This is a genomic window from Ruegeria hyattellae, assembly GCF_041537925.1.
Classification (GTDB): Bacteria; Pseudomonadota; Alphaproteobacteria; order Rhodobacterales; family Rhodobacteraceae; genus Ruegeria_C.
Genome location: NZ_JBGOSH010000003.1, coordinates 170313 through 196313, shown reverse-complemented (window position 1 = coordinate 196313; position 26001 = coordinate 170313). Strand labels below are relative to the sequence as shown.

The following is a 26001-nucleotide window of genomic DNA, read 5'->3' as shown; positions in this document are numbered from 1 at the left end:
TCAGGGCAATGCCACGAGCTTCAGCATCTCGTCGATGACGGTGTTCGCCGCCACTCCATCGCCCTGCGCTTCGTAGCTGAGCGCCAGACGGTGTCGGAAAACATCATGCGCTACTGCGCGAACGTCGATCGGATCGACGTAGTCGCGGCCATTTAGCCAGGCATGCGCCCGTCCGCATTTATCGAGAGCCAGTGTTGCACGGGGACTGGCCCCGACTTCAATCCAGCGCGCAAGGTCCTCACTCAGAACCTTTGGAGTCCGGGTCGCGTAGACCAGATCGGCCATGTACCGTTCGATCGCGTCCGACACGTGGATCGCCCCGATTTGCCGCCGCGCCTCGAAGACGATGTCTTGCGGGATCGCGGGTGGAGCTTCGGGCTTCGTTGAGCCGCCGTGCGATGCTTTTTCCTCAGCCCGGACTAGCCGGATCACCTCAACCTCGTCTTCTACTGGCGGGTAGTCGATCGTGACATGCATCAGGAAGCGGTCCATCTGCGCCTCCGGCAATGAGTAGGTGCCTTCCTGTTCTATCGGGTTCTGGGTCGCCATCACGATGAACAGCGGCTCCATCTTGTGGGTGGCGCCAGCCACAGTCACTTGCCGTTCTTCCATCGCCTCCAGCAACGCCGCCTGCACCTTGGCCGGTGCCCGGTTAATCTCGTCGGCGAGCACGATATTGGCGAAGATCGGCCCGGGATCGAAACGGAAATCGCCGCCCTCGGCCGTCTGGTGGTAGACTTCGGTTCCGGTTACATCCGAAGGAAGCAGATCCGGGGTGAACTGGATACGGCTAAACTCGGCATCGAGGTTCTTTGCCATCGCCTTTATCGCGCGGGTCTTTGCCAGTCCCGGCAAGCCCTCGATCAGGAGGTTCCCATTCGCTAACAATCCAATGACCAGTCTGTCGATGACATCGCGCTGGCCAATGATGCTCTGGCCCATCTGGTCCTGGAGTGCGTTGATGCCGCCACGTGCGTCGCCTGGTTCCAAGGTGCTCACCTCCTGTCGAATGCCTGGTCAATCTATACTACGAGGTTCTCCGCGCAATTCTGGATTGTACGCCAGCGATGGCGTCACAACTCGTGTCGACGTTTTTCTATGCTGGGGTGCCTCATGAATTGGGATTTCTATCCGCGGTTAGCTGGCATCGCAATGTCTACTCAAGTGCATATGAATCCTAAACCGTGATCAGGCGAAAGCATTCTTTCAGCCCAGGGGGTTTCCAAACAACCAATTCTATCAATTCATATGATCCGGGCTCCCGGCTTCCTGTTCTTTGATCATCCCGATGATCTGCGCTTCCGTGAAACTGCTCTTTCGCATCTGTTTTCTCCTTCGAAATGTTGAGAGAACTCTACACTAGAACACGGGAGGTTTCGGGGAGCAGATCAGATGCAGTAACCTTATCTGTTCGATGAGGCCCAGTTGCGGAAGCGGTCATTGAACCCGACCTCGACGCGCAAATCTCTAGCGGTTGTTTGTTCCGTTGCAATTGAACCGTAAGGGATGATGTTCAACCAAGCCCTCCGGCTCGATGATCCAATAACCCCACCCCTGCCGCTTGCGCGGAACATTCTAGGATCACAGAACCGCAAGCCTTATGGCGTATGCAACAAGTCCAAGAGCTGCAACGCTCAGAAGCCAAAGGGCGACAAACCATGCAAAGCGTCGAAGAGGTTCGAAGCGCATCAGTGATACCCCTCTTCAGGATCGATTTTGCCCCGGAACACCCAGTAGGCGTAGGCGGTGTATCCAAGGATCATCGGTACCAGCACGACCGTTCCCACAAGAGCGAACAGCAGGCTTTCATCCGGGGCTGCGGCCTCGGCTATTGTCAGGCTGGGGGGTACGATGTTGGGATAGAAGCTAATCCCGATGCCGATGAAGCATAAAACGAACAGGGCTAGGGCTGCCAGAAACGGCTGTCCGTCTTTGCTAGCATTCAGGCCTGTGAACAGCGCCCATGTCGCGGCCAGAACCGCACCCGGCATCAAGACACTCAATACGGAGCCAGGCAGATTGAACCACCGCTCAAAATACACCGGGTCCTGAAATGGCGTCAGGACACTGGCGATGCCGATGAACCCAAGTGTTCCAGCGGCCAGCCACCACGCATAGCCCTGCATCTGACGTTGCAGGCTGCCTTCGGTTTTCAGGATTAGCCAGGTGGAGCCGAGCAATGCATACCCGATCACAACCGCAAATCCCGTCAAGATGGAAAATACGCTCAGCCAGTCCCACCAGCCACCGGCATAGGCGCGGTCTGCAACCTCTATACCTTGAACCAAGGCTCCCAGTGCGATGCCTTGCATGAAGGCCGCAATGAGGGAGCCACCGAAGAACGCCACATCCCAAACCGGCTTCCATCGCCCTGTCCGCCAGCGATATTCAAACGCCACGCCGCGGAAGATGAGCGCGAGCAGCATGAGGATGATCGGCATATAAAGCGCGGGCATGATGACGGCGTAGGCGAGCGGGAACACAGCGAAGAGGCCGCCGCCGCCCATGACCAGCCACGTCTCATTCCCATCCCAAATGGGCGCGATGGAGTTCATCATGGTGGCCTTCTCTCGCTCGCTTTTGGCGAAAGGAAACAGGATGCCCACGCCCAGATCGAACCCGTCTAGTATCACATAGGTCAGGACTGCAAAGGCAATGATGCCAGCCCAGATAAATGAAAGTTCAAACATTGTTCTGCTCCTATTTACCAGGGATAGCGTCTGGATTGGTTTGGGCAATTGGGGTGATTCCGGCGGTCCGGATCGGGCCATCGCGCAGACCAAGCTGCGGTGTGGCAGGAGCCTTGTTCATCATCCGCAGCAGGTAAAAAGTGCCCGCCCCGAAGACAAAGAAATAGACCACGATGAAGGCGATCAGCGATGCTGCAATGGCAGGTGCGGCTACCGGGGCCAGGCTGTCGGACGTGCGCAGTACCCCGTAGACGGTGAAGGGCTGGCGGCCAACTTCGGTGGTGATCCAGCCAGCGAGGACCGCGACAAATCCCATGGGGCCCATCACGATTGCAGCACGATGCAGCATTGGCGTATCGTAAAGCCGCCCGCGATACCGCCGCCATGCAGCCCACGCGCCTAGCCCAAGCATAGCAAAGCCAAGTCCAACCATGACGCGGAAACTCCAGAAAACAATTGCAACTGGGGGCTCTTCATCGTCGGGGATTGTATCCAATCCGTCCAATGGGGCGTCCCAGTGGTGCTTGAGGATCATGCTGGACAAATGCGGGATTTCAATCGCGTAATCGATCCGCTTTTTTTCTGGGTTTGGGATGCCAAATAGGATCAGCGGCGCACCATGGGGATGGCTGTCGTAGTGCCCCTCCATAGCCATCACCTTGGCAGGCTGATGTTCCAGCGTGTTGATCCCGTGCATATCGCCCGCGAAAATTTGCAAGGGGGCAACGACAACTAACATCCACATCGCCATGGAGAACATCCGCCGCGCGGGTGCGTCCTCGCGGTTGCGTAACAAATGCAAGCCCCCTACGCCGCCAACAACCAATGCCGTAGTGAGGTAGGCCGCCAGCACCATATGCGTCAGGCGGAATGGGAAGGACGGGTTAAAGACAATCTGCCACCAATCTTCGGGTACGAATTGCCCCAACTCATTGATGCCGTAGCCCGCAGGCGTCTGCATCCATGAGTTCACCGATAGGATCCATGTCGCGGACATCAGCGTTCCAAAGGCGACCATTGCCGTTGCAAACATATGCAACTTGTCACCCACGCGCTCGCGGCCAAAAAGTATGATGCCAAGAAACCCGGCTTCGAGAAAGAAAGCGGACAATACTTCATAGGCCATGAGTGGGCCAAGCACCGGCCCGGTCTTGTCCGAGAATACCGACCAGTTGGTGCCAAACTGATAGGACATCACGATGCCCGACACGACACCCATGCCGAACGCCACGGCAAAGACCTTTTTCCAATAGGTGAACAGAGTCAGATAAGTCTTATCGCGTGTGCGCAACCAAAGGCCGTTTAGCACAGCAAGGTAGCTTGCCAGCCCGATTGAGAACGCGGGAAAGATTATGTGGAACGACACAGTGAACGCGAATTGTATCCGGGCAAGTGTCTCTGCTGTGAAACCATCAAACATTGGCGTGCTCCATCGGGCGGCAAGGGTTAGATTTTGACTTTGCGCAGGTAGGGGCGAAGCGTCTCAAATCCCTGAGGGAAAGCCACCTTCGTATCCGCATCCGAGACAGATGGTGGGATGATCACGTCCTGACCCGGCATCCAATCGGCAGGTGCCGCGATCTTGTGCTTGTCGCCGGTTTGCAGTGCATCAACCACGCGCAGGATTTCAGCAAAGTTGCGCCCTACGCTCATCGGGTACGTCATCGTCAGGCGGATTTTCTTATCCGGGTCGATGATGAAGACCGAGCGTACGGCGGCTGTTTCGCACTCGCTCGGATGGATCATATCATAAAGTTTGGCGATCTTAAGATCCGCATCCGCAACAATCGGAAAACGCAGGTCAGTGTTTTGGATGTCGTACACATCGTCGATCCATTTGACGTGTTCTTCCACCGTGTCAGTGGACAGGCCGATGGCCTTGACGCCTCGCTTTGTGAATTGCTCCGACAGCTGCGACGTCCGGCACATTTCTGTGGTGCAAACTGGGGTGAAATCCGCGGGGTGGCTAAAGAAGAAGGCCCATTCCTCACCAATCCATTCGTGGAACTTGATGGGTCCGGTTGTCGTATCCGCAGAGAAGTCGGGGGCTGCGTCGCCGATACGAAGCGTCATCTCGTATTTCCTATATTTAGAATGGTTCTTTTACGTGACCTAGCGCAGCCTATTTACAAAAGCAATAGTTTGAATATATCTTTTAATGCGGCAACAGGAAGCACCTATGAAACTGACCAGCTACACCAACTATGCAATGCGCTCGCTGCAACTTGCAGCTCTAAAGTCGCCCGACCTCGTGCGCATCGATGACGTGGCCCAAATCCACAACCTGTCGCGCCCGCACATCATGAAGATCGTGTATGAGCTGGGCAAAGCCGGATATCTGGAAACCGTCCGGGGCCGCAACGGAGGCTTTCGCCTGGCCCGCCCACCCGAAGACATCATCGTCGGCGAGGTTGTCCGGCTGACCGAAGGGCCATTGGATGTTGTCGAATGCTTTAACCCCCAAAAAAACACCTGCCCGTTGATGGGAATCTGCATCCTGTCGCGCAAAATGCAGGAGGCGACGGCGGCCTTCATGGCCGTTTTGGATGACCTGACAATCGCAGACATCGCAGCCAATCGCGGCCAACTGATGGACCGCATTTCTCCTCTTGAAATACCGAGAACCGAGACGGTTGCCACATGACCAACTATGCTGATTGGGTCGAACGGTTTCCGGGTCTATCGCGGCTTGATCTGCCGACCAAACAACTACTGACGACGCGAAGTACAATCGTGAGCATCCCCAAAGACACAATGGTTTTCGGCCCCGGTGAATCGCCAGAGAACATGTTGTTCCTGTTGGATGGCACCGTTCGCGTGCAGCAAGTCTCTGAGACGGGCCACCTGATCGTGCTTTACCGGATCGAAGCTGGACAAAGCTGCGTGCTAACAACGGCTTGCCTCTTGGCTTATGACGATTACTCGGCAGAAGGCATCGCGGAATCGGTCGTTAAGGCTGCCGCCATTCCCCGAGAAGTGTTTGACGATTTGGTAGCTGGGTCAAAACCGTTTCGCGATTTCGTTTTTGCCGCCTTTTCCAAACGCATCACCGATCTGTTCTTGATGATTGACGAAGTCGCTTTTCAGAGGCTGGATGTGCGGCTGGCAGATAGGCTCCTTAAATTGTCCGGCGGAGCGGACAAAGTCGCAACCACTCATCAAAAGCTGTCGGTCGAGCTTGGTACGGCACGCGAAGTAATCTCTCGCCAGTTGCAGGAGTTCCAGCGGCGTGGCTGGATCGAACAGGCGCGCGGGAGCGTGTCATTGGTAGACCGCGAACAGCTTCAAACCCTCGCCAATCACAACTCATAAATAAATTCGAATGTTTGGTGACAATGTCACTGAACCATGTCGGTAAAAGGACTATTTAATTTAGATCTTTTATAGGAGACAGCGACATGATGACGAATCTTGGCGATCTTGACCGAATTTTCCGCGCCCTTTTGGGCATCGTCCTGCTGGCCGCACCCTTTGTTAGCGGGCTGGCCATATTCAACGGAACCGCTACGACGATTATCTCGGTCGTAGTGGGCCTCCTGATGCTCGGCACATCGGTAAGGAAGTTTTGCCCGCTCTATCGCATCTTTGGTATTCGGACCTGCAAGCTATGATTTTGGAAACAACTTTCACCCCACTTCAATCGCTTGGTGGCGGTGCCTTGATTGGATTTGCGGCCGTCCTTTTGATGCTGGGCCTTGGGCGCATATTTGGGGCCACGGGTATCCTGTCAGGGCTCGTCTTCTTTGAGAATCGAGAAGAACTGTCTTGGCGTGTCGCGCTGGTGATCGGGATGATCCCAGCCCCCGTCTTGCTCTTTGCCGTCACCGGGTCGATGCCCGCGCTCACCATCCCCGTTAGCCCAGTCATGATCGTCATCGGCGGGATCATTGTGGGCCTCGGCGCAAGCCTTGGGTCAGGCTGTACTTCGGGCCATGGGGTCTGCGGATTGTCGCGTTTTTCGGTCCGGTCACTTGTGGCCGTTCCGACCTTCATGGTGACGGCGACGATCACCGTTTTCCTGATCCGCCACGTGATTGGAAGCTAAGCTATGAAACTGATCTATGCACTTATCACGGGCCTTGTCTTTGGGTTGGGCATTGCGATCTCAGGAATGATGGACCCGACCAAAGTCCTTAACTTCTTCGACTTTGCGGGAGCATGGGACCCCAGCCTTGCCTTTGTCATGGGAGGCGCTCTTGTCGTCACCTCCATTGGCTATCGGCTGGCGTGGAAACGAAGCGCACCGCTGTTCGAAGGGCGATTCCAAGTCCCCACCGGAACCGACATCGACAAAAAACTTGTCGGTGGCTCTGCCTTGTTCGGCATCGGCTGGGGCATCGCTGGGTTCTGTCCGGGTGCCGCCATCCCAGCGCTTGGTACGGGTCGATGGGAAGTCGCACTTTTCCTACTCGCCGTGGTTGTCGGGTTTTTTCTGCGCCGCCTTTTGGCTTCGGCGGGCACGGCAACAGCAACACATTGAAATCGGAGGAAATGAAAATGACGCCTTATCCAGTGAACATGGATGTGAGACCCGCGGTCGAAGCGTTCTTTGACGACGCAACGAACACCATCAGCTACATCGTCAAGGATCCAACGTCGGAAGCCTGCGCAATCATAGATAGCGTCATGGATATCGACTACGCCGCCGGGCGGATCACCTATGATCACGCCGACGCCCTGATCGCGCGCATCACGGAGATGGGCGGCAAGCTGGAGTGGATCATCGAAACCCACGTCCATGCCGATCACCTGAGTGCTGCTCCCTACATCCAGCAAAAGCTGGGCGGCAAGATTGGTGTTGGCGAAAAGATAATGGTCGTGCAGGAAACCTTCGGCAAGGTCTTCAACGAAGGCACCGAGTTTCAGCGCGACGGGTCGCAGTTTGATGCGCTTTTCAAGGACGGTGACACCTACGAAATTGGCAATATGCAGGGCTTCGCAATGTATACACCCGGCCATACGCCCGCCTGTATGGTGCATGTGATCGGCAATGCGGCCTTCGCCGGCGACACGCTCTTTATGCCCGACGGCGGCTCTGCTCGGGCGGACTTCCCCGGCGGTGACGCGGGCGAGCTCTATGACAGCATCCAGAAGGTTTTGACCCTGCCCGACGATATGCGCTTGTTCATGTGCCACGACTACGGCCCCAATGGGCGCGACATTGCCTGGGAAACCTCCGTGGGCGAAGAAAAAGCCCATAACATCCACGTTGGCGGAGGCAAAACCAAAGAAGAGTTCGTCAAATTCCGCACTGAACGGGACGCGCAACTCGCGGTGCCGAAGCTGATCATCCCGTCTTTGCAGGTGAATATGCGTGCGGGTGAAGTGCCGACAGATGACAACGGCAATCCGATGCTCAAAGTGCCGGTTAACGGTCTGTAAGGAGGATCAGGATTATGGATATCAAAACCCTTGCCGCAAACCTGTCTGTAACCCCGCAGATCACCGCATCGGACATGCAGGCGATCAAGGACGCTGGATTTCGCGCTATCATTTGCAACCGTCCTGATGGCGAAGGTGCCGATCAACCAACTTTTGCCGAGATTGAAAAAGCAGCCAAGAAGGTTGGGATAGAAGCGACGTATCAGCCGATAGTTTCGGGCAAAGTGTCCGACGAGGATGCGACCGCTTTTGACACCGCTTCAGCCAATTTGCCCGGTCCAGTGCTCGCCTATTGTCGCACAGGTACACGCTCTGCAACACTCTGGTCCCTGTCTCAGGCTAAGACGCGCAGCGTCGCCGATATCCTCGCTGCAACTAAGGCGGCGGGCTATGATATGAGGGGTGTTGTGCGGCGGATCGTGAACGGCAGCAAAACACCTACTGATACGGCAGATGCCCAATATGACATGGTGATCGTAGGTGCAGGCGCGGGCGGGATCGCCGCTGCCGCCAGCCTGAAAGCTCGCAAGCCAGGGCTTGAGATCGCGATCATCGATCCCGCCGACATTCATTACTACCAGCCAGGCTGGACCATGGTTGGCGGCGGTATCTTTGAGCCGCAGCAGACATCCCGCACCATGGGTTCTCTGATCCCTCAAGGGGTGCGTTGGATCAAAGCTGCTGTTGCGGCCTTTGAACCTGAAAACAACGCCGTGATCCTCGATGGCTGCCGCGTTGTGAAATACACGCGGTTGATCGTCTGCCCAGGGCTGAAGTTGGATTGGAACAAGATTGAGGGCCTTGTCGATACGTTGGGCCAGAACGGCGTGACCTCGAATTACCGCTATGACCTCGCCCCCTACACGTGGGAACTCGTGCAAGGGATGAAGGAAGGTCGCGCTATCTTTACCCAGCCGCCTATGCCGATCAAATGCGCAGGCGCACCGCAGAAAGCGATGTATCTGTCAGGCGATGCCTGGCACCGGCGCGGCGTTCTGAAAAAAATTGACATCCAGTTCAACAACGCGGGCGGTGTGCTGTTTGGGGTCAAAGACTACGTCCCTGCGCTGATGGAGTACGTTAAGAAATACGACGCCAGCCTAAACTTCTTTTATAATCTCGTCGCAGTCGAAGGACCGGCGAAAAAGGCATGGTTCGACGTGGCCAAGCCAGATAACCCGGTCGAGCGGGTTGAGATGGACTTCGACATGATGCATGTGTGCCCGCCGCAGACAGCACCTGACTTCATCCGTGTCTCCGCCCTCGCAGACGCGGCAGGCTGGGTCGATGTTGATCAGGCCACGCTGCGGCACAAGACCTATGATAACATCTGGTCGTTGGGTGATGTGATGAATGCTCCGAATGCCAAGACGGCAGCGGCGGCGCGTATTCAGGCACCGATTGTGGCGGAGAACATTGTGGCTGACATGCGCGGTGGGTCCCCTGTCGCACAATACAACGGCTACGGGTCCTGCCCGCTGACCGTGGAGCGGGGAAAGATCGTGCTGGCTGAGTTTGGTTACGGCGGTGCAATGCTGCCGAGTTTCCCGAAGTATCTGGTTGATGGCACCAAGCCAACGAGAACGGCTTGGTTCCTCAAGGAAAAGATGCTGCCGCCGATCTACTGGAAAGGCATGCTGAAAGGGCGCGAATGGATGGCGAAGCCTGAAAAGATCGCCGCTGAATAATGTCCTCGTCGCCTTGCCTGCAACTGAGCAAGGCGGCCAACACTGTCCGAGACATCAATGACCCTGTCCCAATATTTGCCGATCCTGAGCTGGGGTCGCGACTATACACGCATGGCCCTTTCAAACGATCTGATGGCAGCCTTGATCGTAACGATTATGCTGATCCCGCAATCGCTGGCCTATGCGTTGCTGGCCGGGCTTCCGGCGGAGGCCGGGCTTTACGCGTCGATCGTGCCAATCCTGCTTTATACTGTGTTCGGCACCAGCCGCGCGCTGGCGGTCGGGCCGGTGGCGGTCGTCTCACTGATGACCGCCGCAGCGCTGAGCAACATCGCCGAACAAGGCACGATAGGGTTTGCTGTCGCGGCTCTTTCGCTGGCAGGCCTATCCGGTGTGATGCTGCTGGCGATCGGACTGTTTCGACTGGGGTTCATCGCCAATTTTCTGTCGCACCCTGTGATTGCCGGATTCATCACTGCGTCGGGCATTATCATCGCGGCCAGCCAACTTAAACACATCCTTGGGATCGATGCGCATGGGCACAATTTGCTGGACTTTGTGGTCTCGCTATTTGGCCACCTGTCCCAGACCAATTGGATCACTGCGGTGATCGGGGTGCTCGCCACTGGGTTTCTGTTCTGGGTCCGCAAAGGATTGAAACCGCTCTTGACCCGCCTTGGACTGGGTGCAGGGCTAATAGGTGTATTGGTCAAGACCGGCCCAGTTGTCGTCGTCGTGGCGACGACGCTGGCAGTCTGGGCCTTAGGCCTTGCTGACAGGGGGGTCAAAATCGTGGGCGAGGTGCCGCAAAGCTTGCCGCCTTTCACCTTGCCATCTGTCTCACCCGCGCTCTTGGGTCAGCTTCTGCTGCCTGCATTCCTGATTTCGGTCATCGGTTTTGTGGAGTCGATCTCGGTTGCTCAAACACTGGCTGCCAAGAAGCGCCAAAGGATCGATCCAGATCAGGAGCTCATCGGTCTGGGTGCTGCCAACATTGGCGCATCACTCACCGGCGGTTTTCCAGTCACCGGCGGGTTTTCTCGATCGGTTGTGAACTTCGACGCTGGGGCGGAAACGCCTGCAGCGGGCGCTTTTACCGCCATCGGCCTTGCTATCGCAGCGCTTGCCCTGACCCCGCTTATCTACTTTCTGCCCAAAGCGACGCTTGCGGCCACGATCATCGTCGCGGTCCTGAGCCTTGTGGATTTTTCGATCCTCAAACGCAGCTGGGGTTATTCCAAAGCGGATTTCGCCGCTGTTCTGGCCACGATCCTGATCACCCTCGCCATCGGGGTCGAAGCGGGCGTTTCTGCGGGTGTAGGCCTGTCGATCCTGTTACATCTCTATAAATCGTCCGCGCCGCATATCGCCGAAGTCGGCCAGGTGCCTGGAACCGAACACTACCGCAATATTCTGCGACATGAGGTGATCACAGACCCTAGGGTCGTGACATTGCGCGTTGACGAAAGCCTATACTTCGCCAATGCGCGCTTCCTTGAGGATAAGATCCAAGCGCGGGTCGCGGGGGACAAAGCAATTCGTCACGTGATCCTGCAATGCTCCGCCATCAACGAAATTGATCTGAGCGCATTGGAATCCTTGGAAGCAATTAACGAGCGCCTGCGCGAGATGGACGTGAGCTTGCATTTATCAGAAGTGAAAGGCCCGGTGATGGATCGTTTGAAACGTGCTCATTTCCTGTCTGAGTTGACCGGAAAGGTCTTTCTTTCACAGTTTGAAGGTGCCAGCTATCTCGCTGAGGACGCTTAAAGTTTCAATCGGGATAGAAACATGCTGGAAGAGCGATTTGCACAAGGCGGATATCTTTTTGGAACCGAACCTGTCCCGTTTTTGCAAAAGCACGACGCGTTTTTCCAGGCTGGCCAGTTCGTTTGTCAATTGCGGAGGGCAAAACAGCTCAAAGAGAATTCCTGAAAACAAACCGGATTTGGTCCTCATGGACCAAGGCACCTCGGCACACGCCAGCCATTCGGATAACGCGCGTGCCGAGGTGCCAGTCACACCTGAAATGGTCGAGTTTTGCGTTGCCCTGTGGCCGGAAATCGTACCGCCATCGACAGCCAATCACGCGCTAACCTGATGGCGGTCAAGGGTCAAAAAATCTGCAACAGATCCGCATAACCCTGCCTTTTCTATCGCTTCAAAACCGGCCGCCAACAATTTGGCAATTCCTATTCAAACAACCTGCGCATCTTGACTTTCATATCCCACCTTCAATGCTTGCCGGATACGAGAGGAGACTGCGCGTGAAGGCTGAAGGCTTTGTCAAAGGGTGGCCGCTGACACTGGTGGTGCTGGACTATGGGCTCTTCAAGGTTCATTCCAATGGCCGGATCATCGGTATCTGCGGGTTCCTGATCAGCACAGATAGTGGTGAGAACATCCTTGTCGACACTGGCTTTCCCAAAAAATATACCGTGGATACAGAAGCGGCATCAAAGGAAGACCAGCTATACGAATTTGGCGAAGTTCTTGAATGCGGACCTGAGAACCTGCCCCATGCACAGCTTGCCAAACTTGGGTTGGCCCCTGACGATATTACTCTTCAAATTTGCACTCACACCCATATTGATCACGTAGGCGGGCTAAGTTCTTTTCCTAACGCGCCAATCTTGATTTCAACCAAAGAACGCTCGTTACCACGGCCCTTGTACTGGGGAGGAATTCAACCCTTGGATTGGCCGAATCGCGACTATCTTGAGGTGGAAGGCGATGTTTTGGTTGGACCGGGTCTTAAGGTCTTGGAAGCGCCCGGACACACGCCTGGTCAGATTGCGCTGATGGTCGAGCTACCGTCCGGCGCGATCTTGCTGACCAGCGACGCCATTTCCCGACCGGCGGAAATCGAAGAAGAGTTCGCCGGGTCGTGGGATGAAGCCGCGGCAATTGCCAGCGCAGATCGGCTTATGAAACTGGCTGCACAACGAGATGCATTTGTGATTTATGGGCACAGCCCGGAACAATGGCCCGAGCTAAAAAAGGCGCCCGACGGATACGACTAGCCGCTAAAACAGCGCCGAGGCGCAACATGTTGGCCAAAGTTTGCGATATGTATGGACATCCCCCTCTGGGCAAGATGGATCTTTAGGTTGGCGGTTCGCGTGGCCGGGTGCTGACACGTGATCGACTGGGCGATGCAGGATCCGCCCTCGCGGGCACAGATCTCTAACCCTACACCGTTGGGGCGCAGACAATATGTCGACCTGATAGTTGCCGTTGGTTTTCCTGAAATCCGCGATCTGCCATTACGTGCGCGACAGCGGCAGTATCGCGATTATATTGATGCCGATGTAAATCGCGACGTTGCTGACGTAATGCCCGTTCGCAAACCCTATGCCCTGCGCCTCTTGATCGGCCAGATGGGCGTACGGACCGCGCAGGAGACAAACACATCCCAGCTGGCCAAGTTTGCCAAACTCATGCGTGAGACAGTCGACCAGTGCCTCGACATTCTCATGCGGCTTTCGATGGTGACCAAGCTGAGCGCTTGGATGCCCGGAAAGAGCAAGCGGATATCAAGCAGCCGAAATCCCACTTTGTTGATACCGGCATTGCCGAAGTACTTCCTCGGCTGAACAACAAGTCGTTCGAGCTTGGCAATAGCCCCGTGTCAAGAAACAACCAAGTGTTAAAGAAACTCAACGCCCGCCCATGTCAAACCGCTGAGCGCCCTTTTGGTTCAACAGCCGTCGCGGCCATCTGTTTTACGACGATAGTCAGCGATGTTTCCCTGCGCATCCAGGGAGAAGTCGCAGCAATCTTCAAAGAGCTTGCGCAACTGGCGCCGGCTGGACTGCACCTGGGATTTAAGCGTCGAATAGCTGATGCCAAGCTCTTCCGCATAGTCCTTTTGTGAAGTGTCTTGCAGATCGACCCGGATTAGTAGTCGCCGCATTTCGGCTGGCAGCGCTTCGACAAAGGGTGCGACACAGCCTTCCAGTACATGTGTATCGTCATCGTCCCTGTTATTGTACCAGAGATCTTCCGGGATAACTGCGTCTGAGCGTCCCTTGCTCCGGTAGAAGTCAATGATCGTGTTGTTCGAGATCTGAAACAGCCACGACTTCAGGCTCTCAGCCTTGTCGAGCCTTCCGATACTATGATGAGTCTTGAGCAATATCTCCTGAAGCAGATCGTCGACATCATCGCGATTTGATATCTTAGAGCGGAGGAAGGCAGTCAGGCTGGCGCGGTACTCCGACCAGATACCCTCCAAATCAGGGGCCTCTTGCTTCATTCGATTGACCTCCTCTGTCACTGCGCGGCAGGTAATAAAAACACATTTATTTCAGGTGGTTGTATTTTTTCCTTCCAAACAGTTCGTCTTTTTGCGTCGTCATTCGTCTTACAAGTCGGATCAAACAAGAGGGATTGCAACCATGATCAAGATCGTCAGTTTCAAAATCTGCCCATTCGCACAGCGTGTCACCGCAATGCTGGAGGCGAAACAGATTCCCTATGACATCGAGTATATCGACTTGAAGAACAAGCCCGAGTGGTTTTTGGACATTTCGCCGACAGTTCAGGTGCCAATGCTGATTTCAGAGGCTGGCCAATCGCTCTTCGAGTCTGACGCTATCGTTGAATATATCGACGAGATCTCAGCACCGATTCAATTGGGGCTGACAGCTGAACAGCGCGCGATCAACCGGGCGTGGAGCTATCAGGCCTCCAAGCACTATCTGGTGCAGTGCAGCATGATGCAGAGCGGAGACAAGACTGTGCTGGACGAACGCGAGGCAAAGCTACACAAATCTTTCGAGAAGGCGGAACGCCAATTGGGTGATGGTCCTTATTTCTCAGGGGACGCATTTGGCAACGTGGATCTCGCTTGGCTGCCATTGCTGCATCGGGCGGCGATTGTCGAAGAACACCGCGGCTACGATATGCTAGCCCAATTCCCTAAGGTGAAAGGCTGGCAACAGGTCCTGTTGGAAACCGGCATCCCTGCGAAATCCGTGCCTGAGGATTTTCACCAAAGGTTTTCGGATTTTTACCTGGCCGAACGGACATGGCTTGGGCGCGGCGCTAGTCTGAATGAGCCTCACAGCAAGCCCGAGCACAATAAGGCTGGCGGTTGCTGCGGGTGATTTCATCGATCCCATCCCGCCCGTTTGCCTTAGGCAGATGGGCGGGCGCATAGTTGATTAACTTTGAATGATACCAAAGCGAGGAAAATATGGTTCGTTGGGTTGCCAATGCTATCGCAAAGATCAATGCAGACGCACACAGGTCAGCGGATACGCATCTGTTCAAACTGCCAAATTCACGCCTGGGTAATGTAGACATCTATCTCAAAGATGAAAGCACCCACCCAACCGGTAGTCTCAAACATCGGCTGGCGCGGTCGCTATTCCTCTATGCTCTCTGCAACGGCAAGATCAAAGAGGACACTACGATTATCGAAGCTTCTTCGGGCAGCACGGCGGTATCCGAGGCTTATTTTGCGCGCATGATCGGCGTACCTTTCGTTGCCGTGATCCCGGAAAGTACTGCGCACAGCAAGATTCGTCTGATCGAGTTTTATGGCGGCCAAACACTTTTCGTTTCTTCGGCACCCGAGATGCACGGCACATCAATCGAACTAGCGAAGTCCATTGGTGGTTACTTCATGAATCAGTTCACCTATGCCGAGCGCGCGACCGACTGGCGCGGCAACAACAACATCGCCGAAAGTATTTTTCGACAGATGGAGTGCGAACCGCATCCGGTGCCGGCAATGTTGGTGATGAGCGCCGGCACGGGTGGAACGTCGGCCACGCTAGGTCGGTACATCCGCTACAAGGGATATGATACCGAGCTGACTGTTGTTGATCCAGAGAACTCGGTATTCTTTGAGAGTTACCAGACGGGCGACCGGAGCTTGACGTCCGATGCGTCCAGCAGAATCGAAGGGATCGGTCGCCCTAAGGTCGAGAACTCGTTCCAGCCGGATGTTATCGATCGGATGATCAAGGTGCCCGATGCCGCCAGTGTGGCCACGATGTTGTGGCTTGAAAAGATGATAGGCAGGCGGGCGGGTGCCTCAACGGGCACCAATCTCTGGGGTGCACTAAAAATTGCCAGGGAAATGAATGCCGCCAAAAGAACTGGTTCTATCGTTACGCTCCTGTGTGACAGCGGGGAAAGATATCTGGATACCTACTATGATCCGGACTGGGTCGGCAGCCAATTCGGAGACATTCAACCCTACACCGAAGAATTGGAACGTTGGATGCCCTGATACCGACAATTGCAGCGCTCAGCACGGTGCATGTGACGGCCAGGGGGTGGTGGACCGCCTTGAGGAGAAGTTTGAGCCCAAGATTGAGATCGTTGTTCCCCCGCCGAAGAACGCGGTTCACTCTGCGAATGCACAGCGCAATCAACACATCGAGTCCATCGCCGAACATGGCAGGATGAAGTGGCGACCCGAGACACGATACAATCAAGGATCACAGGTTGAGGCCCAGATCAGCAGGTGGAAACAAGTTATCGGCGATCGCCTGCAAGCGGATGATTTCGACAATCAACGAGCGGAAACGCAAATCGCCTTTAAGACGCTCAACCGCATGACGGCATTCGGTCGTGTGGCGTATGAGCGCGTATTCTGAAGTGATGAGCTATTGGGTCAATCCGCCTCAATCACGTTCCATGCAACACGGTCGTCCAGACTCTGACATTGCTCCTCCATATGCGGCAGCAATTCGCGTCTTGATCAATAGCCGCCAAGCCCAAATGAAACCTTCAGAGTCTCGGGTTTGGCGTGCGGGGGGATCGTGATTGTGTGCTTGGAAATGTTCGGCTCGATGTTTGCAAAGGTTGCGTGTGAAGGTGTTCTTCCCGGGAATGATACGCGCGCGGCTTGGTCAGAGGCATCCAACTGGAATGCGCAACCGGATGCGGAAAACCGTAGGTCAAGCAGAATACCTGTATCTGCACCCATCAGACTTGGCCGCCCGTTTATGTAGAGAGTCCAGCTGTTCTCGCTTCTTGAGATTTCCACCAAACCTAGACTGCATTTGAGCGGCCCAAACTGCCGCTCGACACGTCCGGGATCAATTACCAGCCCGTTCCAAGCAGTCTCTGATACCACCTCTTGAACGGCCAGAACCGGCAAGAGCGCGCCCCAAGTGTAGAAGCAGTCTGCATCAGGTTGATCGGTAATTGCACCAGTAGTGGCACAGTAGTTTTCACCACACTGTCTGTGCGTCCAGTTCTGCGCAAACATCTCCATGCTTTTTTGGGCCAGGTCGCTGGCTTTTTCATTCATGTCGTAGCGTTTAAGCCCCTGATATACCCAGTAATTCAGTGGCCCCCAAACGCGCCCGCGCCAATATACATTGTCTTGAAATGCGGGCTGATCACGGGACGCTGATGGCAGTGTAAAAGCACCACCGAACTTGTCTTCAGGCGTTAGATAATTCTCAACCAACGCGGTCGCCTGATCAGACGTCGCGATCCCTGCAGACATCGGGAAAAAGGATGTCGGCGCCAGAGCGCGGACAAAGCGACCGTTTGTGAGGCGATTGGCAAAAACCCCACGCTCAGGATCCCAAAGATGTGTCTGGATATCATTCTTATGCGCGGCGGTCTTTGCTGATAGCTCATCGGTCTCATCTCGACGTCCGAGATGATCGGCCATGAGCCCAAGTATCTCGCCATCCAGCGCTAGAATGGAATTCAAGCCCACATCAGCAGAGAGTAAAAGCCCGGTTTCCGGGTCGAATTCGGCCTCGTCATGCACAGCCATGTTGTCCATACCGGATTCGTTTCTGGCCCCGAGTTTCGTTCCCTTATAAAGTCCGCTTCCAACATCCGCGCTGGTTCCGAAACCAACAAGACCCAGCCCCGGCAGAACTCGGTGTGACCACCACCATCTGTAGTTCGCCAACAGGCGCGGGTAGGCCCATTTCAAGAACGCTGTGTCCGCAGTGACCTGAAACAGTGACCAGACAACATAGGATGCGATTGGCGGTTGAGATCGGTCAAGCCAGGCATCGTTACCAGTGACAAGACACGGGAAATTGCCAGCTTCTGTTTGCCCGGCAAAAACTGCTTCAATGTTCTCCCGTGCTTTTTTGGGGTCGAACATCACCCACATTAGCGCATGCAGGAGGTTATCATTCATCCACACACCAAAACCACCGAATTTCCGTTGGTCCCAGTTCCGGGTCAGAACCGTGTATGGGCGGTTGTTGACCGGGTCCATCACGTGGTTCCAAGACAAAACGTCATGCACTGCTTGCAAGGCTGATTGCGCAGGTTCAACAGGCGGAGAGTTGTCTACCAGTTCGGGCGTGTGCGGCACGTTTGGTGCCATGCTTAGCTGGGCTGACAAATCAGGTGTTTCATCCAGATTGAAACGCAGTGCAATACACTGTCCCGACACGCCTCTCGAGCCAAGATAGAAATATCCTTTTGAAACGAATTCTTCGATCAACGCCTCTGGGGTTTCGTGAACAGTCACCAATAAAGGTTTTTGTCCGCAAGTCAGGGACATAGTCCAATTGCGGCCCTGTCCTGTAAGAACCCCAGTCATCTCGTCGTAGGAAAACTCGGTTCCCTCTGGGCCGCTTAGACTCAGGTTGACCCAGTAGCGCAGGCCCCACTCACCATGGGATTTGCATTGCCAGTTGAGCGTCAGGTCATCATGCGCCCCGCGATCATACGTCCAGTTGAGCTGCGTATCCTCGTGGATCGACGCGAATTCGATGCGCCCGTCGCGAATTCCCCGACAACCAAGTCGCAGCAAATCACCCGGTGGCAGGCTAGTTGGGTCGGTTGCCCGATCTGAATATAGGATCGGGGTGATCCGCAACCCGGTTGTCAGGTGAGACAGTTCCGCCGGGCGCCCCGCTGCCCAAGTGTTCCAGTTGAATTGAGGGTAAGTCAGCTGCGGCTCCATTCTGCGAGCAGGGTCTGCGTGTCGGTGATGTCGATCTGTTGATCCAGACGCGGATAAACGTGGTCCAGACACATTTGATGCGAGGTTGTATCGCTACTGGCCAACGCATCGCGGGGCAGCATAACCCGAATGCCAAGATCGACCGCTTTTAGCGCTGTCGCCAAGATACATACATCGGTTTCAATGCCATAAAGCACAAGATTGTCGGGCGACTTTTGCCGAATGTAACTTGCGAATGCCGCGCTTTCGAAGGCCCCGTATGTGGCTTTGTCAAACGTACGTTCTGGCACAGCCAGGTGGCGTAGGGTTGTAACGACTTCGATCTGATCCAATCCAGCCTGCGATCCGGTAACCGAAGCCCAACGTTGATAAAATGATTTCCATGCGCCTTGTGCATCATCGACCGCCCAAGCTGGGACAAATCGGGTGAACAGGGCACGATCTGCTGCTGCTTCTGACAGAGCCAGACAATTTGGGATAATCCCCATTGCACCGGGGCATTGCCAGTCACCGGGATCTAGAAACAAGTTTTGCATGTCCACGCACACGAACAGAGTGTTTTGACCTGATAAGCCAAGGCTACTTTCTGAAGCGCACGTATTCACTCAGATTCTTCTTTTCAGGCGTACGGGTCGAGCCGTTTTATCAGCTAACATTGCTGGGGATCGTGATTGTCTTGTTCGCATCCCAGCTCAGCCATACCTGTCCTCCTTCTGGCAGATCCGGAATATCCTGATCGCGTGCGATGACCTTGAACACAGTGCCGTTGCTTTCAAGAACGCAGGTCGCCATGGCCCCCGAGAAAATGCGGCGGACCAGCGCGGCGGGCATTTTGGACAAGCCGTCCTCGTCGGGTTCGGCAGACGTGATGGTCATGTTTTCCGGGCGCACTGCCAAAACGGGGTTTGTTCCGGCGTTGGATGGCAACCTGATGTCCGCACCAGGCGATTGCAAAGCACTCGGCGCGTCGCCCTTACCACTTAGGATATTTGCTTCGCCCAAAAACTCGGCAGTGAAGATATCATGGGGGTTGTTATAGACATCGCGCGGGGGGCCAGCCTGAACCATCCGCCCATCGCGCAAAATGCCGATTTTGTCGGACAGGGTCAGGGCTTCCTCCTGATCATGGGTCACAAAAATTGTGGTGATGCCGATTTCACGTTGAATGCGCTTGAGTTCGACCTGCATGTCAATACGCAACGCCTTATCCAGCGCCGACAGAGGTTCATCCAGCAGTAGCACTTTGGGGTTTGTCACCATGGCACGCGCCAATGCGACACGCTGGCGTTGGCCACCTGACAATTGGTGAGGTTTACGGTCACCATGTTGCCCTAGCTGGACAAGATCCAACGCTTCGCCCACACGCCGCTTCTCCTCGGCTGCACCGACTTTGCGCACTCTCAGCCCGAAACCGACGTTGTCAGCTACGCTCATGTTGGGAAACAGGGCGTAGTTCTGGAACATCATACCAATGTCGCGCTTCTCGACCGGAACATGTTCGACCGATTGATCCCCAATTCGAATTGTGCCTCCGTCGGTGAAAATGAACCCGGCGATCGTGCGCAACAGCGTAGTCTTACCGCTGCCCGATGGCCCCAACAGGGCAAAGAACCCGCCATCAGGAAAATCCATCGTGACATTGTCCAACGCTTTAAGCGACCCGAATTTTTTGGTGACGTTTTGAACGGATACTTCTGCCATTAACGTTCTCCTCCGAAGTTCGAGAACCGCGCGGCGAATAGCATCACGGCCATTGAGACGACAATGATGATTGTCGAGATTGCATTGATTTCCGGGGTAAACCCTTTGCGGATCGAGGTGTAAATCAGAACCGGCAATGTGCTATCGCCGGGTTCGGACAAGAAATATGACACAACAAATTGGTCAAAACTGACGGCAAAGGCGAATAGTGCGCCCGCAATGATGCCAGACGATATCCATGGCAGGGTTACACGGGTAGTAACGGTCCAGCCATTTGCGCCCATGGACCGCGCTGCCTCTTCCAGTGTGACATCAAATGTTGCCAGCCGGGCACTGACCACAACAATTACGTATGGCAGAGCAAGGGCCACATGGCCGATGATCACCGATGGTGTTCCGCGCCCCAAACCAACTCCGAAGAAGAAAATCAACATGGCCGTGCCGGTGATCAGCCACGGGATGGCAATTGGGGGAAAAAGCATGACTTGCAAGAACCGCTTGCCCGGAAAGTCGAACCGGAACAAGGCAACGGAGGCGGCGGTTCCCAGAAGTGTAGCGATGATCGTTGTCACGACTGCAATCATCACAGAGCGGGACGCGGCGTCTATGATCTCGGCATTGGCGGCCAGCTTCTCATACCACCGCATCGAGAACTCGAACGGCAATTGGTAATATTGCGACTCATTGAATGACATCACTGCCATGACAATGATCGGCGCGTATAAAAAGAAAAGGATCAGCGCGAGCCAAAGCTTGCCGAGTTGTGAAAGGAGTTTCCCGCTCATGTCTGTGCCCTTTTCAATACGGGGCTGGCGACTGCAAGGATCACCAGCACAACCGCAAGCAGGATGAAAGACAGCGCCGCACCAAGCGGCCAGTTAAAAACAGCGACAAACTGGTCCTCGATAACAGTGCCGAAATAGGTGCCGACCCGCCCCCCTAGAATGCGAGGCTCCATGAACGAGCCGACCACCGGGACAAAGATCAATACCGCTCCAGCCAATAGGCCAGGTAACGACAAGGGCAGAATGATCCTCCACAAGATCGTCAACTTCCCCGCCCCCATAGAGCGCGCTGCGTCTATCAGGTTGTCATCAATGGCTTGGAGAGCCAAATACGAGGTCAGGATGACGTAGGGCAGATAGGAATGCACCAGCCCGATCACAATTGCATAGGTTGAGAACATCAGATTCACGTCGACCTCGAACGGTAAGATCGCATTCAGTCCCAAATCCAGCACACCATTGCCCCGTAGCACAATGGCCCACGAAAATATCCGAACAAGGGAGTTGGACCAGAACGGCAGGATGACCAAAAGGAACAATGCCTCGCGGGAACGGCCTTTGATGACCTTGGCCAGAACATAGGCACAGGGAAATCCGACAAGCACAGAAACTGCGGTGACCATCAGCCCCAGTTTGAGTGACTTCCAGAGGAGTGTCGCGTAAGTGGTGGTTTGAAAGAATGCCGTGTAATTCTCAGTGGTGTGAAACCACTCTGTCTCTCCATAGGGCACATCGGACAGAAAACTGAAATACAGCATGGCTGACAGCGGCAGGAAAATTGCCACCGTCAACCAAAGATAGGCGGGAGAAAGCAGGCCGAACACCTTCAGTCTTTCTTGTCTTGCGAGCACTGCTGACATGGCTGCTTCCCCCCTTTTGCTAATTTACTGGGCTGCCTTTAGCTCTTGCCACAGTTCAAGATATGCCTTGCGGGTTTCGTCAGAAACAGGCTGCATGAACTGAGTGCGGGCCACCACAGCCGGGTCGCCCAGAACGCGCTTGTTAAAAGCATCGTCAGGCAAGGCTGCGGCTGATTTGGCATTGGAAGGCGCAGGCGCGCCATCTGCTGCCCAATCCGCGTAGAACACAGGATCAATCATCCAATTGATGAATTGATAGGCTGCATCTTTCTTGGCCGATGTTGCAGGGACGGACAGACCATCAAGCCATCCGATCGCTCCTTCGTCGGGGACGACAAATTCAATTGGAAGACCAGCCGCAATAGAACGGCTGGCGGAACCGGACCAATAGGTGGCGGCATCAAATTCACCAGCCGACATGAATTGGTTCCAGTCGTTTTCGGACCCCCAATAGGTTTTTATCTGTGGCATTAGCGCCGTCAGCTTAGCCTTAACGGCCTCAAGGTCTTCGACATTATTAATGTCCTGACCTGTGGCAAGGGCCGCTATCTGGACGGCTTCCATCGCATCATCGCGGATCGACACTTTGCCTTCATTGGCTGGATCCCACAGCACTTCCAACGATGTGGGAATTTCGTCAAATGCGTTGGTGTTGACCGCGAATGAGGTCAATCCCCAGACCCACGGAACTCCATAAAGTTCGCCGGCGGCATTCAGCTGATCGTTTTCTAGCAGGTTCGGTGCGACGTCGGTCAAATTGGCGACGGCAGATTTATCAATCGGACCGATCAGACCTTCTGTCTGCGCCTGCGGCGTGTAAATAGAATTGATGAGTACGACATCATAAGCACCAGGATTGGTGCGCATTTTGGTCAGCATTTCCTGTTCAGAGTTGAAATACTCATGCACAACTGTGTGGCCAGTGGCATTGGTAAAGGCTTCAACGGCCCAACCCAGATCCGTCCCATACCCTTGCCAGTTCAGCACACGAATCTCATCCGCATAAACGGTGGACCCAATGGTGACTGCGGCAAGAGTGCTTGCCAGAAAAAGTTTCCTTTTCATTTTCTTCTCCCTGTTGCTGATATTTTCAGTCGGCCTCGACTAGCCAGCCTCTTTTCTTTCCATGACCTCTAGAACAACGGCACTTGAAGGAGCCGTCGCCGGGCCTTTTTGCGTTGTGGATAGGGCTGCTGCGATATTGGCATATTCGGCGGCCTGAACGCCGGTGTCGCCTTGTGAAATTCTGGCAATGAAGCTGCCAACGTGCGCGTCACCAGCGCCGTTCGTATCAACTGCTCGGACACGGTATGGTGGGATGTGGTGCAGCGCTGATCCAATGGCTACCATACAACCTTCGGCACCGTTCCGTACAACCGCACCCCCTTGGGGCGGGCGTGACGCTGCCAGCGCCGTTGCAGCTTTGCCCGGGTCAGATAGCCCTGTAAGAGTCGTTGCTTCCCGGGCGTTTGCGCTGATCCAGTGCGCGCGATCCAATGCTGCATGAAGCGCTTTTTGAGGGATGGAAGCGACAACAGGGGACGGATCAAAAACCAGATTAGAAATATTCGGTTCCGTTTCAAGCCAGCCGCACAGCGCGTCACGCGATCCGGCGTAATGCAGCGCGTATCCCGACAATAACGTCCATGCGAATTCTGCAAACCCAATTTGCTTAAGATCATCAGGCGCGACATGCCCCTCAGCCCCATCGCTGGCCACAAAGGTCCGCTCGCCGTCCCTGTCGATCAGAACCGAGCAACAGCCCTGATCCCGTTTTAGATCCTGTGTTCGCAGAAACGGAATCTCTTCAGCGTTTAGTCCTTCGCGCACAATACTGGAAAACGGACCTGACCCGATGGATCCGCCATAGCAGACCATCATGCCCGCTCTTTTTGCCGCTACCATGGCATTGAAACCGCCACCCGGAGCGATGGAAAAGCCTAGAACCATGGCCTCTTCTCCTGCGGACGGAACGTGTTCAACCTCATAAAGAAGGTCGGCAACAACACCAGACATCTGCAGAAGGCGTCGGTTCATTACGCTACTCCATCCAAGTCTGGGTGGGCGCGGGCAACAGCCGCGCGTTGTTTTAGCAGGCCGGCTGCTATCGTCTCGATGGGCAGTTCATTGGCTGCACGCACGGTGGCAAGGGCATCCGGCCTGATTGCGTCGATACCACTGCAGGCTCCTGACATGGCTCCGGCAATTGCTCCGATCGTGTCTGTGTCGTCACCGATATTGGCGGCAATCAGTGCGGCTTTCCAAGGATCGCCCCCAGCAAGTCGTACAACGCCAAAGGCAGCGGGGACAGATTCATGCGACGCTACAGAGGTCCCTGATTGATCGGCCAGCTCTTGTTCCGAAACGCCATCCGCCGCAAGCGCCAAGGCGGCCAAGATACGCTGGGACATATCGTTGACGCCTACGTCATAACCCCGGTTTTGTCCCTGATCTGCGGCCTTCAACGCGGTCTCAATAGCGGCATCAAACCCATACCCGCCGATGCCACAGCTGATTACAGCAGCAACTGCCGCGGCAGCAGCAATCGCCTCGCCTGTGTTGTGGGTCATCCGGCTTGCAAGCTCGACGCGATCCAGAAAGGTCGACAGATCATCAACCGAGGTTGCAATCCCGACTGGTGTGATGCGCATCGCGGCCCCATTGGTGGTTCCATTGCGTCCAGTTTCAGAAGCAGGCACCCCAGACAGCATCGCATCAAGCGCAGCTTTGGAGGATGGGCCAAGAAGGTCGCGCAATCCACGTCTGCGCACGTTCGCCTCCCAAGCCAGCAAGTCTTTCGCCCAAAGGGTTTCGTCAATCTGACCCGAACCGTCGATCAGCCGCGCTGCCAGCAAAAGAGCTTGTTCAGTGTCATCCGTGACCTGCCCCGCCTGCAATCCATGGGAAACGGGGTGACCGGCGTATGGGGGTACAAAGGTCGTTATGGTGCCATAATGTCGCGCGATGTCTTCTCGTGTGAGGGTTTGTGACGGCATGCCCAAAGCATCACCAATGGCCATTCCAGCCAAGGCACCGCATGCGCGTTCAAACTGTGGCGTTGAGTTTACCATTTTCTCTCAGCTTTCCATACTCCATCACGACATGGCTGCGATATATTGCCATCAATCAACAAAGGCGCGTTCGACCACATATGTTGCAGGTTTGTTGTTGGCCCCTTCAGTCAACCCAAATCCATCTAATGCGCTACGGGTGTCTTTGAGCATCGCCATCGATCCACAGATCATACCGCGATCGGATTCCGGGTTTATTGGCGGTACGTTCAGATCCTCAAATACCTGACAGGAGGCAATCAAATCCGTGATACGTCCGCGCACAGGATAATTCTCGCGAGTAAGAGTGCAATAATGGCGGAGGTTTTGGGCTATCTCGCCCACCAACGGATCGTCTTTCAACGTGGCGACCAAGTCCTCACCATATTGAAGTTCCGCAACCTCACGACAAGTATGTGTCAGGATAATTTCGTCGAATTTCTCATAGGTTTCTGGATCGCGGATCAGCGATGCAAACGGGGCAATCCCTGTGCCGGTTGAAAACATCCAAAGCCGTTTGCCGGGCAATAGGGCGTCATTGACCAAGGTACCGGTCGGCTTCTTTCGCATCAAAACCGTGTCGCCCACCTGAATTTTTTGAAGGTGCTCGGTCAGCGGTCCGTCCGGTACTTTTATCGAATAGAACTCAAGTTCCTCATCCCAGCTGGGAGAGGCAATCGAATAGGCCCGAAAAACCGGCTTTTCATCATTGGGCAATCCGATCATCACGAACTCGCCAGAACGAAACCGGAAAGAGGCCGGGCGGGTCACGCGAAACTTGAACAGACGGTCCGTATAGTGGGTTACTTCGGTGACAGTTAGGGCAAACACACCCGTGGGCACTGGGAAATCAGGGATCGTCCTGGCTGTGTCTAGCGTCATGGTGTCATCCCAAACCAAGGGTGAAAATATCGTTAGTATGCTAATGAGTAACCGC

29 protein-coding genes are annotated in these 26001 nt (G+C 55.0%); 13 read left to right on the top strand and 16 right to left on the bottom strand.

Translation table 11 applies throughout. The features are described 5' to 3' along the window. From AB1E33_RS08425 to AB1E33_RS08405, 5 genes are all read right to left on the bottom strand, one after another. Nucleotides 1–999: an AAA family ATPase gene (locus tag AB1E33_RS08425; protein WP_445758218.1), complete on the bottom strand. Its 999-nt coding sequence runs from the start codon at nt 997–999 to the stop codon at nt 1–3. A gap of 582 nt (nt 1000–1581) precedes the next feature. After that, a complete protein-coding gene (locus AB1E33_RS08420) occupies nt 1582–1689 on the bottom strand; it encodes a DUF2474 family protein (RefSeq protein ID WP_372576820.1) in 108 nt (35 codons plus the stop codon). Next, entirely contained in the window at nt 1689–2690 is a 1002-nt protein-coding gene (gene cydB, locus AB1E33_RS08415; protein WP_372576819.1) for a cytochrome d ubiquinol oxidase subunit II, read from the bottom strand. The genes AB1E33_RS08420 and cydB overlap by 1 nt, the downstream gene beginning before the upstream one ends. Before the next feature lie 10 nt (nt 2691–2700). After that, nucleotides 2701–4110 (bottom strand): cytochrome ubiquinol oxidase subunit I, encoded by a 1410-nt coding sequence (locus AB1E33_RS08410; protein WP_372576818.1) that lies wholly within the window; start codon nt 4108–4110, stop codon nt 2701–2703. 26 nt (nt 4111–4136) lie between these two features. Next, nucleotides 4137–4763, bottom strand: coding sequence for a peroxiredoxin (locus tag AB1E33_RS08405; RefSeq protein ID WP_372576817.1), 627 nt, complete (start codon nt 4761–4763; stop codon nt 4137–4139). A gap of 106 nt (nt 4764–4869) precedes the next feature. On the opposite strand from AB1E33_RS08405, the gene AB1E33_RS08400 reads away from it, so the two are divergent. The 8 genes from AB1E33_RS08400 to AB1E33_RS08365 all read left to right on the top strand — a co-directional run bounded on the left by AB1E33_RS08400 (nt 4870) and on the right by AB1E33_RS08365 (nt 11530). Next, on the top strand, nt 4870–5334 hold the full coding sequence (locus AB1E33_RS08400; protein ID WP_372576816.1) for an RrF2 family transcriptional regulator: 465 nt from the start codon (nt 4870–4872) through the stop codon (nt 5332–5334). After that, complete coding sequence (locus AB1E33_RS08395; protein ID WP_372576815.1) at nt 5331–6002, top strand: Crp/Fnr family transcriptional regulator; 672 nt, start codon at nt 5331–5333, stop codon at nt 6000–6002. Before AB1E33_RS08400 ends, AB1E33_RS08395 begins: the two co-directional genes overlap by 4 nt. Nucleotides 6003–6088: 86 nt before the next feature. Next, nucleotides 6089–6301, top strand: a complete 213-nt coding sequence (locus AB1E33_RS08390) for a YgaP family membrane protein (protein WP_372576814.1) — start codon at nt 6089–6091, stop codon at nt 6299–6301. A gap of 2 nt (nt 6302–6303) precedes the next feature. Further along, nucleotides 6304–6735, top strand: coding sequence for a YeeE/YedE family protein (locus AB1E33_RS08385; protein WP_372577266.1), 432 nt, complete (start codon nt 6304–6306; stop codon nt 6733–6735). Nucleotides 6736–6738: 3 nt separating this feature from the next. Continuing rightward, on the top strand, nt 6739–7170 hold the full coding sequence (locus tag AB1E33_RS08380; protein WP_372576813.1) for a DUF6691 family protein: 432 nt from the start codon (nt 6739–6741) through the stop codon (nt 7168–7170). Between the two features lie 17 nt (nt 7171–7187). After that, nucleotides 7188–8072 carry an MBL fold metallo-hydrolase gene (locus AB1E33_RS08375; protein WP_372576812.1) on the top strand — a complete coding sequence of 295 codons (885 nt, stop codon included), beginning with the start codon at nt 7188–7190 and terminating at the stop codon, nt 8070–8072. A gap of 14 nt (nt 8073–8086) precedes the next feature. Beyond that, the gene (locus AB1E33_RS08370) at nt 8087–9760 is read left to right on the top strand and encodes a bifunctional protein tyrosine phosphatase family protein/NAD(P)/FAD-dependent oxidoreductase (RefSeq protein WP_372576811.1); all 1674 of its coding nucleotides are present in this window, start codon (nt 8087–8089) and stop codon (nt 9758–9760) included. A 57-nt stretch (nt 9761–9817) separates the two neighbouring features. Next, entirely contained in the window at nt 9818–11530 is a 1713-nt protein-coding gene (locus tag AB1E33_RS08365) for a SulP family inorganic anion transporter (RefSeq protein ID WP_372576810.1), read from the top strand. Here the strand turns inward: AB1E33_RS08365 and AB1E33_RS08360 are convergent. After that, a complete protein-coding gene (locus tag AB1E33_RS08360) occupies nt 11489–11845 on the bottom strand; it encodes a hypothetical protein (protein ID WP_372576809.1) in 357 nt (118 codons plus the stop codon). The genes AB1E33_RS08365 and AB1E33_RS08360 overlap by 42 nt on opposite strands. 182 nt (nt 11846–12027) lie before the next feature. Here AB1E33_RS08360 and AB1E33_RS08355 point away from each other — a divergent pair, with 182 nt between their 5' ends. Together AB1E33_RS08355 and AB1E33_RS08350 are read left to right on the top strand one after the other, a co-directional pair. Then, complete coding sequence (locus AB1E33_RS08355) at nt 12028–12783, top strand: N-acyl homoserine lactonase family protein (RefSeq protein ID WP_372576808.1); 756 nt, start codon at nt 12028–12030, stop codon at nt 12781–12783. A 117-nt stretch (nt 12784–12900) separates the two neighbouring features. After that, nucleotides 12901–13356 (top strand): DUF8612 domain-containing protein, encoded by a 456-nt coding sequence (locus tag AB1E33_RS08350; protein ID WP_372576807.1) that lies wholly within the window; start codon nt 12901–12903, stop codon nt 13354–13356. Nucleotides 13357–13460: 104 nt separating this feature from the next. Here the strand turns inward: AB1E33_RS08350 and sigZ are convergent, their stop codons facing one another. Next, complete coding sequence (gene sigZ / locus AB1E33_RS08345) at nt 13461–14018, bottom strand: RNA polymerase sigma factor SigZ (protein WP_372576806.1); 558 nt, start codon at nt 14016–14018, stop codon at nt 13461–13463. Between the two features lie 4 nt (nt 14019–14022). On the opposite strand from sigZ, the gene AB1E33_RS08340 reads away from it, so the two are divergent. The 3 genes from AB1E33_RS08340 to AB1E33_RS08330 all read left to right on the top strand — a co-directional run bounded on the left by AB1E33_RS08340 (nt 14023) and on the right by AB1E33_RS08330 (nt 16374). Beyond that, nucleotides 14023–14871: a glutathione S-transferase family protein gene (locus tag AB1E33_RS08340; RefSeq protein WP_372576805.1), complete on the top strand. Its 849-nt coding sequence runs from the start codon at nt 14023–14025 to the stop codon at nt 14869–14871. A gap of 89 nt (nt 14872–14960) precedes the next feature. Then, nucleotides 14961–16004 (top strand): PLP-dependent cysteine synthase family protein, encoded by a 1044-nt coding sequence (locus AB1E33_RS08335; RefSeq protein WP_372576804.1) that lies wholly within the window; start codon nt 14961–14963, stop codon nt 16002–16004. 49 nt (nt 16005–16053) lie between these two features. Next, nucleotides 16054–16374 carry a hypothetical protein gene (locus AB1E33_RS08330; protein ID WP_372576803.1) on the top strand — a complete coding sequence of 107 codons (321 nt, stop codon included), beginning with the start codon at nt 16054–16056 and terminating at the stop codon, nt 16372–16374. Between the two features lie 104 nt (nt 16375–16478). On the opposite strand, the gene AB1E33_RS08325 is transcribed toward AB1E33_RS08330, so the two are convergent. Genes AB1E33_RS08325 through AB1E33_RS08285 form a run of 9 tightly spaced genes read right to left on the bottom strand, consistent with a single transcriptional unit; the run spans nt 16479 to nt 25946 of the window. Then, nucleotides 16479–18668 (bottom strand): MGH1-like glycoside hydrolase domain-containing protein, encoded by a 2190-nt coding sequence (locus AB1E33_RS08325; RefSeq protein WP_372576802.1) that lies wholly within the window; start codon nt 18666–18668, stop codon nt 16479–16481. Next, nucleotides 18653–19273 (bottom strand): cysteine hydrolase family protein, encoded by a 621-nt coding sequence (locus tag AB1E33_RS08320; RefSeq protein ID WP_372576801.1) that lies wholly within the window; start codon nt 19271–19273, stop codon nt 18653–18655. Before AB1E33_RS08320 ends, AB1E33_RS08325 begins: the two co-directional genes overlap by 16 nt. A gap of 40 nt (nt 19274–19313) precedes the next feature. Next, the gene (locus tag AB1E33_RS08315) at nt 19314–20369 is read right to left on the bottom strand and encodes an ABC transporter ATP-binding protein (RefSeq protein WP_372576800.1); all 1056 of its coding nucleotides are present in this window, start codon (nt 20367–20369) and stop codon (nt 19314–19316) included. Beyond that, on the bottom strand, nt 20369–21154 hold the full coding sequence (locus AB1E33_RS08310; RefSeq protein ID WP_372576799.1) for an ABC transporter permease: 786 nt from the start codon (nt 21152–21154) through the stop codon (nt 20369–20371). Before AB1E33_RS08310 ends, AB1E33_RS08315 begins: the two co-directional genes overlap by 1 nt. Then, on the bottom strand, nt 21151–22014 hold the full coding sequence (locus tag AB1E33_RS08305) for an ABC transporter permease (RefSeq protein WP_372576798.1): 864 nt from the start codon (nt 22012–22014) through the stop codon (nt 21151–21153). Before AB1E33_RS08305 ends, AB1E33_RS08310 begins: the two co-directional genes overlap by 4 nt. 24 nt (nt 22015–22038) lie before the next feature. Next, on the bottom strand, nt 22039–23079 hold the full coding sequence (locus tag AB1E33_RS08300; protein ID WP_372576797.1) for an ABC transporter substrate-binding protein: 1041 nt from the start codon (nt 23077–23079) through the stop codon (nt 22039–22041). 39 nt (nt 23080–23118) lie between these two features. Beyond that, the gene (locus AB1E33_RS08295; protein ID WP_372576796.1) at nt 23119–24030 is read right to left on the bottom strand and encodes a PfkB family carbohydrate kinase; all 912 of its coding nucleotides are present in this window, start codon (nt 24028–24030) and stop codon (nt 23119–23121) included. 20 nt (nt 24031–24050) lie between these two features. Next, entirely contained in the window at nt 24051–25085 is a 1035-nt protein-coding gene (locus AB1E33_RS08290; protein WP_372576795.1) for an ADP-ribosylglycohydrolase family protein, read from the bottom strand. A gap of 51 nt (nt 25086–25136) precedes the next feature. Beyond that, entirely contained in the window at nt 25137–25946 is an 810-nt protein-coding gene (locus AB1E33_RS08285; protein ID WP_372577265.1) for a ferredoxin--NADP reductase, read from the bottom strand. Nucleotides 25947–26001 lie beyond the last annotated feature (55 nt).

Excerpts from the sequence above, each read along its gene's own strand:
- AB1E33_RS08420 (WP_372576820.1), bottom strand. The coding sequence starts at position 1,689 with ATGCGCTTCGAACCTCTTCGACGCTTTGCATGGTTTGTCGCCCTTTGG.
- cydB (WP_372576819.1), bottom strand. The coding sequence starts at position 2,690 with ATGTTTGAACTTTCATTTATCTGGGCTGGCATCATTGCCTTTGCAGTC.
- AB1E33_RS08410 (WP_372576818.1), bottom strand. The coding sequence starts at position 4,110 with ATGTTTGATGGTTTCACAGCAGAGACACTTGCCCGGATACAATTCGCG.
- AB1E33_RS08405 (WP_372576817.1), bottom strand. The coding sequence starts at position 4,763 with ATGACGCTTCGTATCGGCGACGCAGCCCCCGACTTCTCTGCGGATACG.
- AB1E33_RS08400 (WP_372576816.1), top strand. The coding sequence starts at position 4,870 with ATGAAACTGACCAGCTACACCAACTATGCAATGCGCTCGCTGCAACTT.
- AB1E33_RS08395 (WP_372576815.1), top strand. The coding sequence starts at position 5,331 with ATGACCAACTATGCTGATTGGGTCGAACGGTTTCCGGGTCTATCGCGG.
- AB1E33_RS08390 (WP_372576814.1), top strand. The coding sequence starts at position 6,089 with ATGATGACGAATCTTGGCGATCTTGACCGAATTTTCCGCGCCCTTTTG.
- AB1E33_RS08380 (WP_372576813.1), top strand. The coding sequence starts at position 6,739 with ATGAAACTGATCTATGCACTTATCACGGGCCTTGTCTTTGGGTTGGGC.
- AB1E33_RS08375 (WP_372576812.1), top strand. The coding sequence starts at position 7,188 with ATGACGCCTTATCCAGTGAACATGGATGTGAGACCCGCGGTCGAAGCG.
- AB1E33_RS08370 (WP_372576811.1), top strand. The coding sequence starts at position 8,087 with ATGGATATCAAAACCCTTGCCGCAAACCTGTCTGTAACCCCGCAGATC.
- AB1E33_RS08365 (WP_372576810.1), top strand. The coding sequence starts at position 9,818 with ATGACCCTGTCCCAATATTTGCCGATCCTGAGCTGGGGTCGCGACTAT.
- sigZ (WP_372576806.1), bottom strand. The coding sequence starts at position 14,018 with ATGAAGCAAGAGGCCCCTGATTTGGAGGGTATCTGGTCGGAGTACCGC.
- AB1E33_RS08335 (WP_372576804.1), top strand. The coding sequence starts at position 14,961 with ATGGTTCGTTGGGTTGCCAATGCTATCGCAAAGATCAATGCAGACGCA.
- AB1E33_RS08325 (WP_372576802.1), bottom strand. The coding sequence starts at position 18,668 with ATGGAGCCGCAGCTGACTTACCCTCAATTCAACTGGAACACTTGGGCA.
- AB1E33_RS08315 (WP_372576800.1), bottom strand. The coding sequence starts at position 20,369 with ATGGCAGAAGTATCCGTTCAAAACGTCACCAAAAAATTCGGGTCGCTT.
- AB1E33_RS08310 (WP_372576799.1), bottom strand. The coding sequence starts at position 21,154 with ATGAGCGGGAAACTCCTTTCACAACTCGGCAAGCTTTGGCTCGCGCTG.
- AB1E33_RS08305 (WP_372576798.1), bottom strand. The coding sequence starts at position 22,014 with ATGTCAGCAGTGCTCGCAAGACAAGAAAGACTGAAGGTGTTCGGCCTG.
- AB1E33_RS08300 (WP_372576797.1), bottom strand. The coding sequence starts at position 23,079 with ATGAAAAGGAAACTTTTTCTGGCAAGCACTCTTGCCGCAGTCACCATT.
- AB1E33_RS08295 (WP_372576796.1), bottom strand. The coding sequence starts at position 24,030 with ATGTCTGGTGTTGTTGCCGACCTTCTTTATGAGGTTGAACACGTTCCG.
- AB1E33_RS08290 (WP_372576795.1), bottom strand. The coding sequence starts at position 25,085 with ATGGTAAACTCAACGCCACAGTTTGAACGCGCATGCGGTGCCTTGGCT.
- AB1E33_RS08285 (WP_372577265.1), bottom strand. The coding sequence starts at position 25,946 with ATGACGCTAGACACAGCCAGGACGATCCCTGATTTCCCAGTGCCCACG.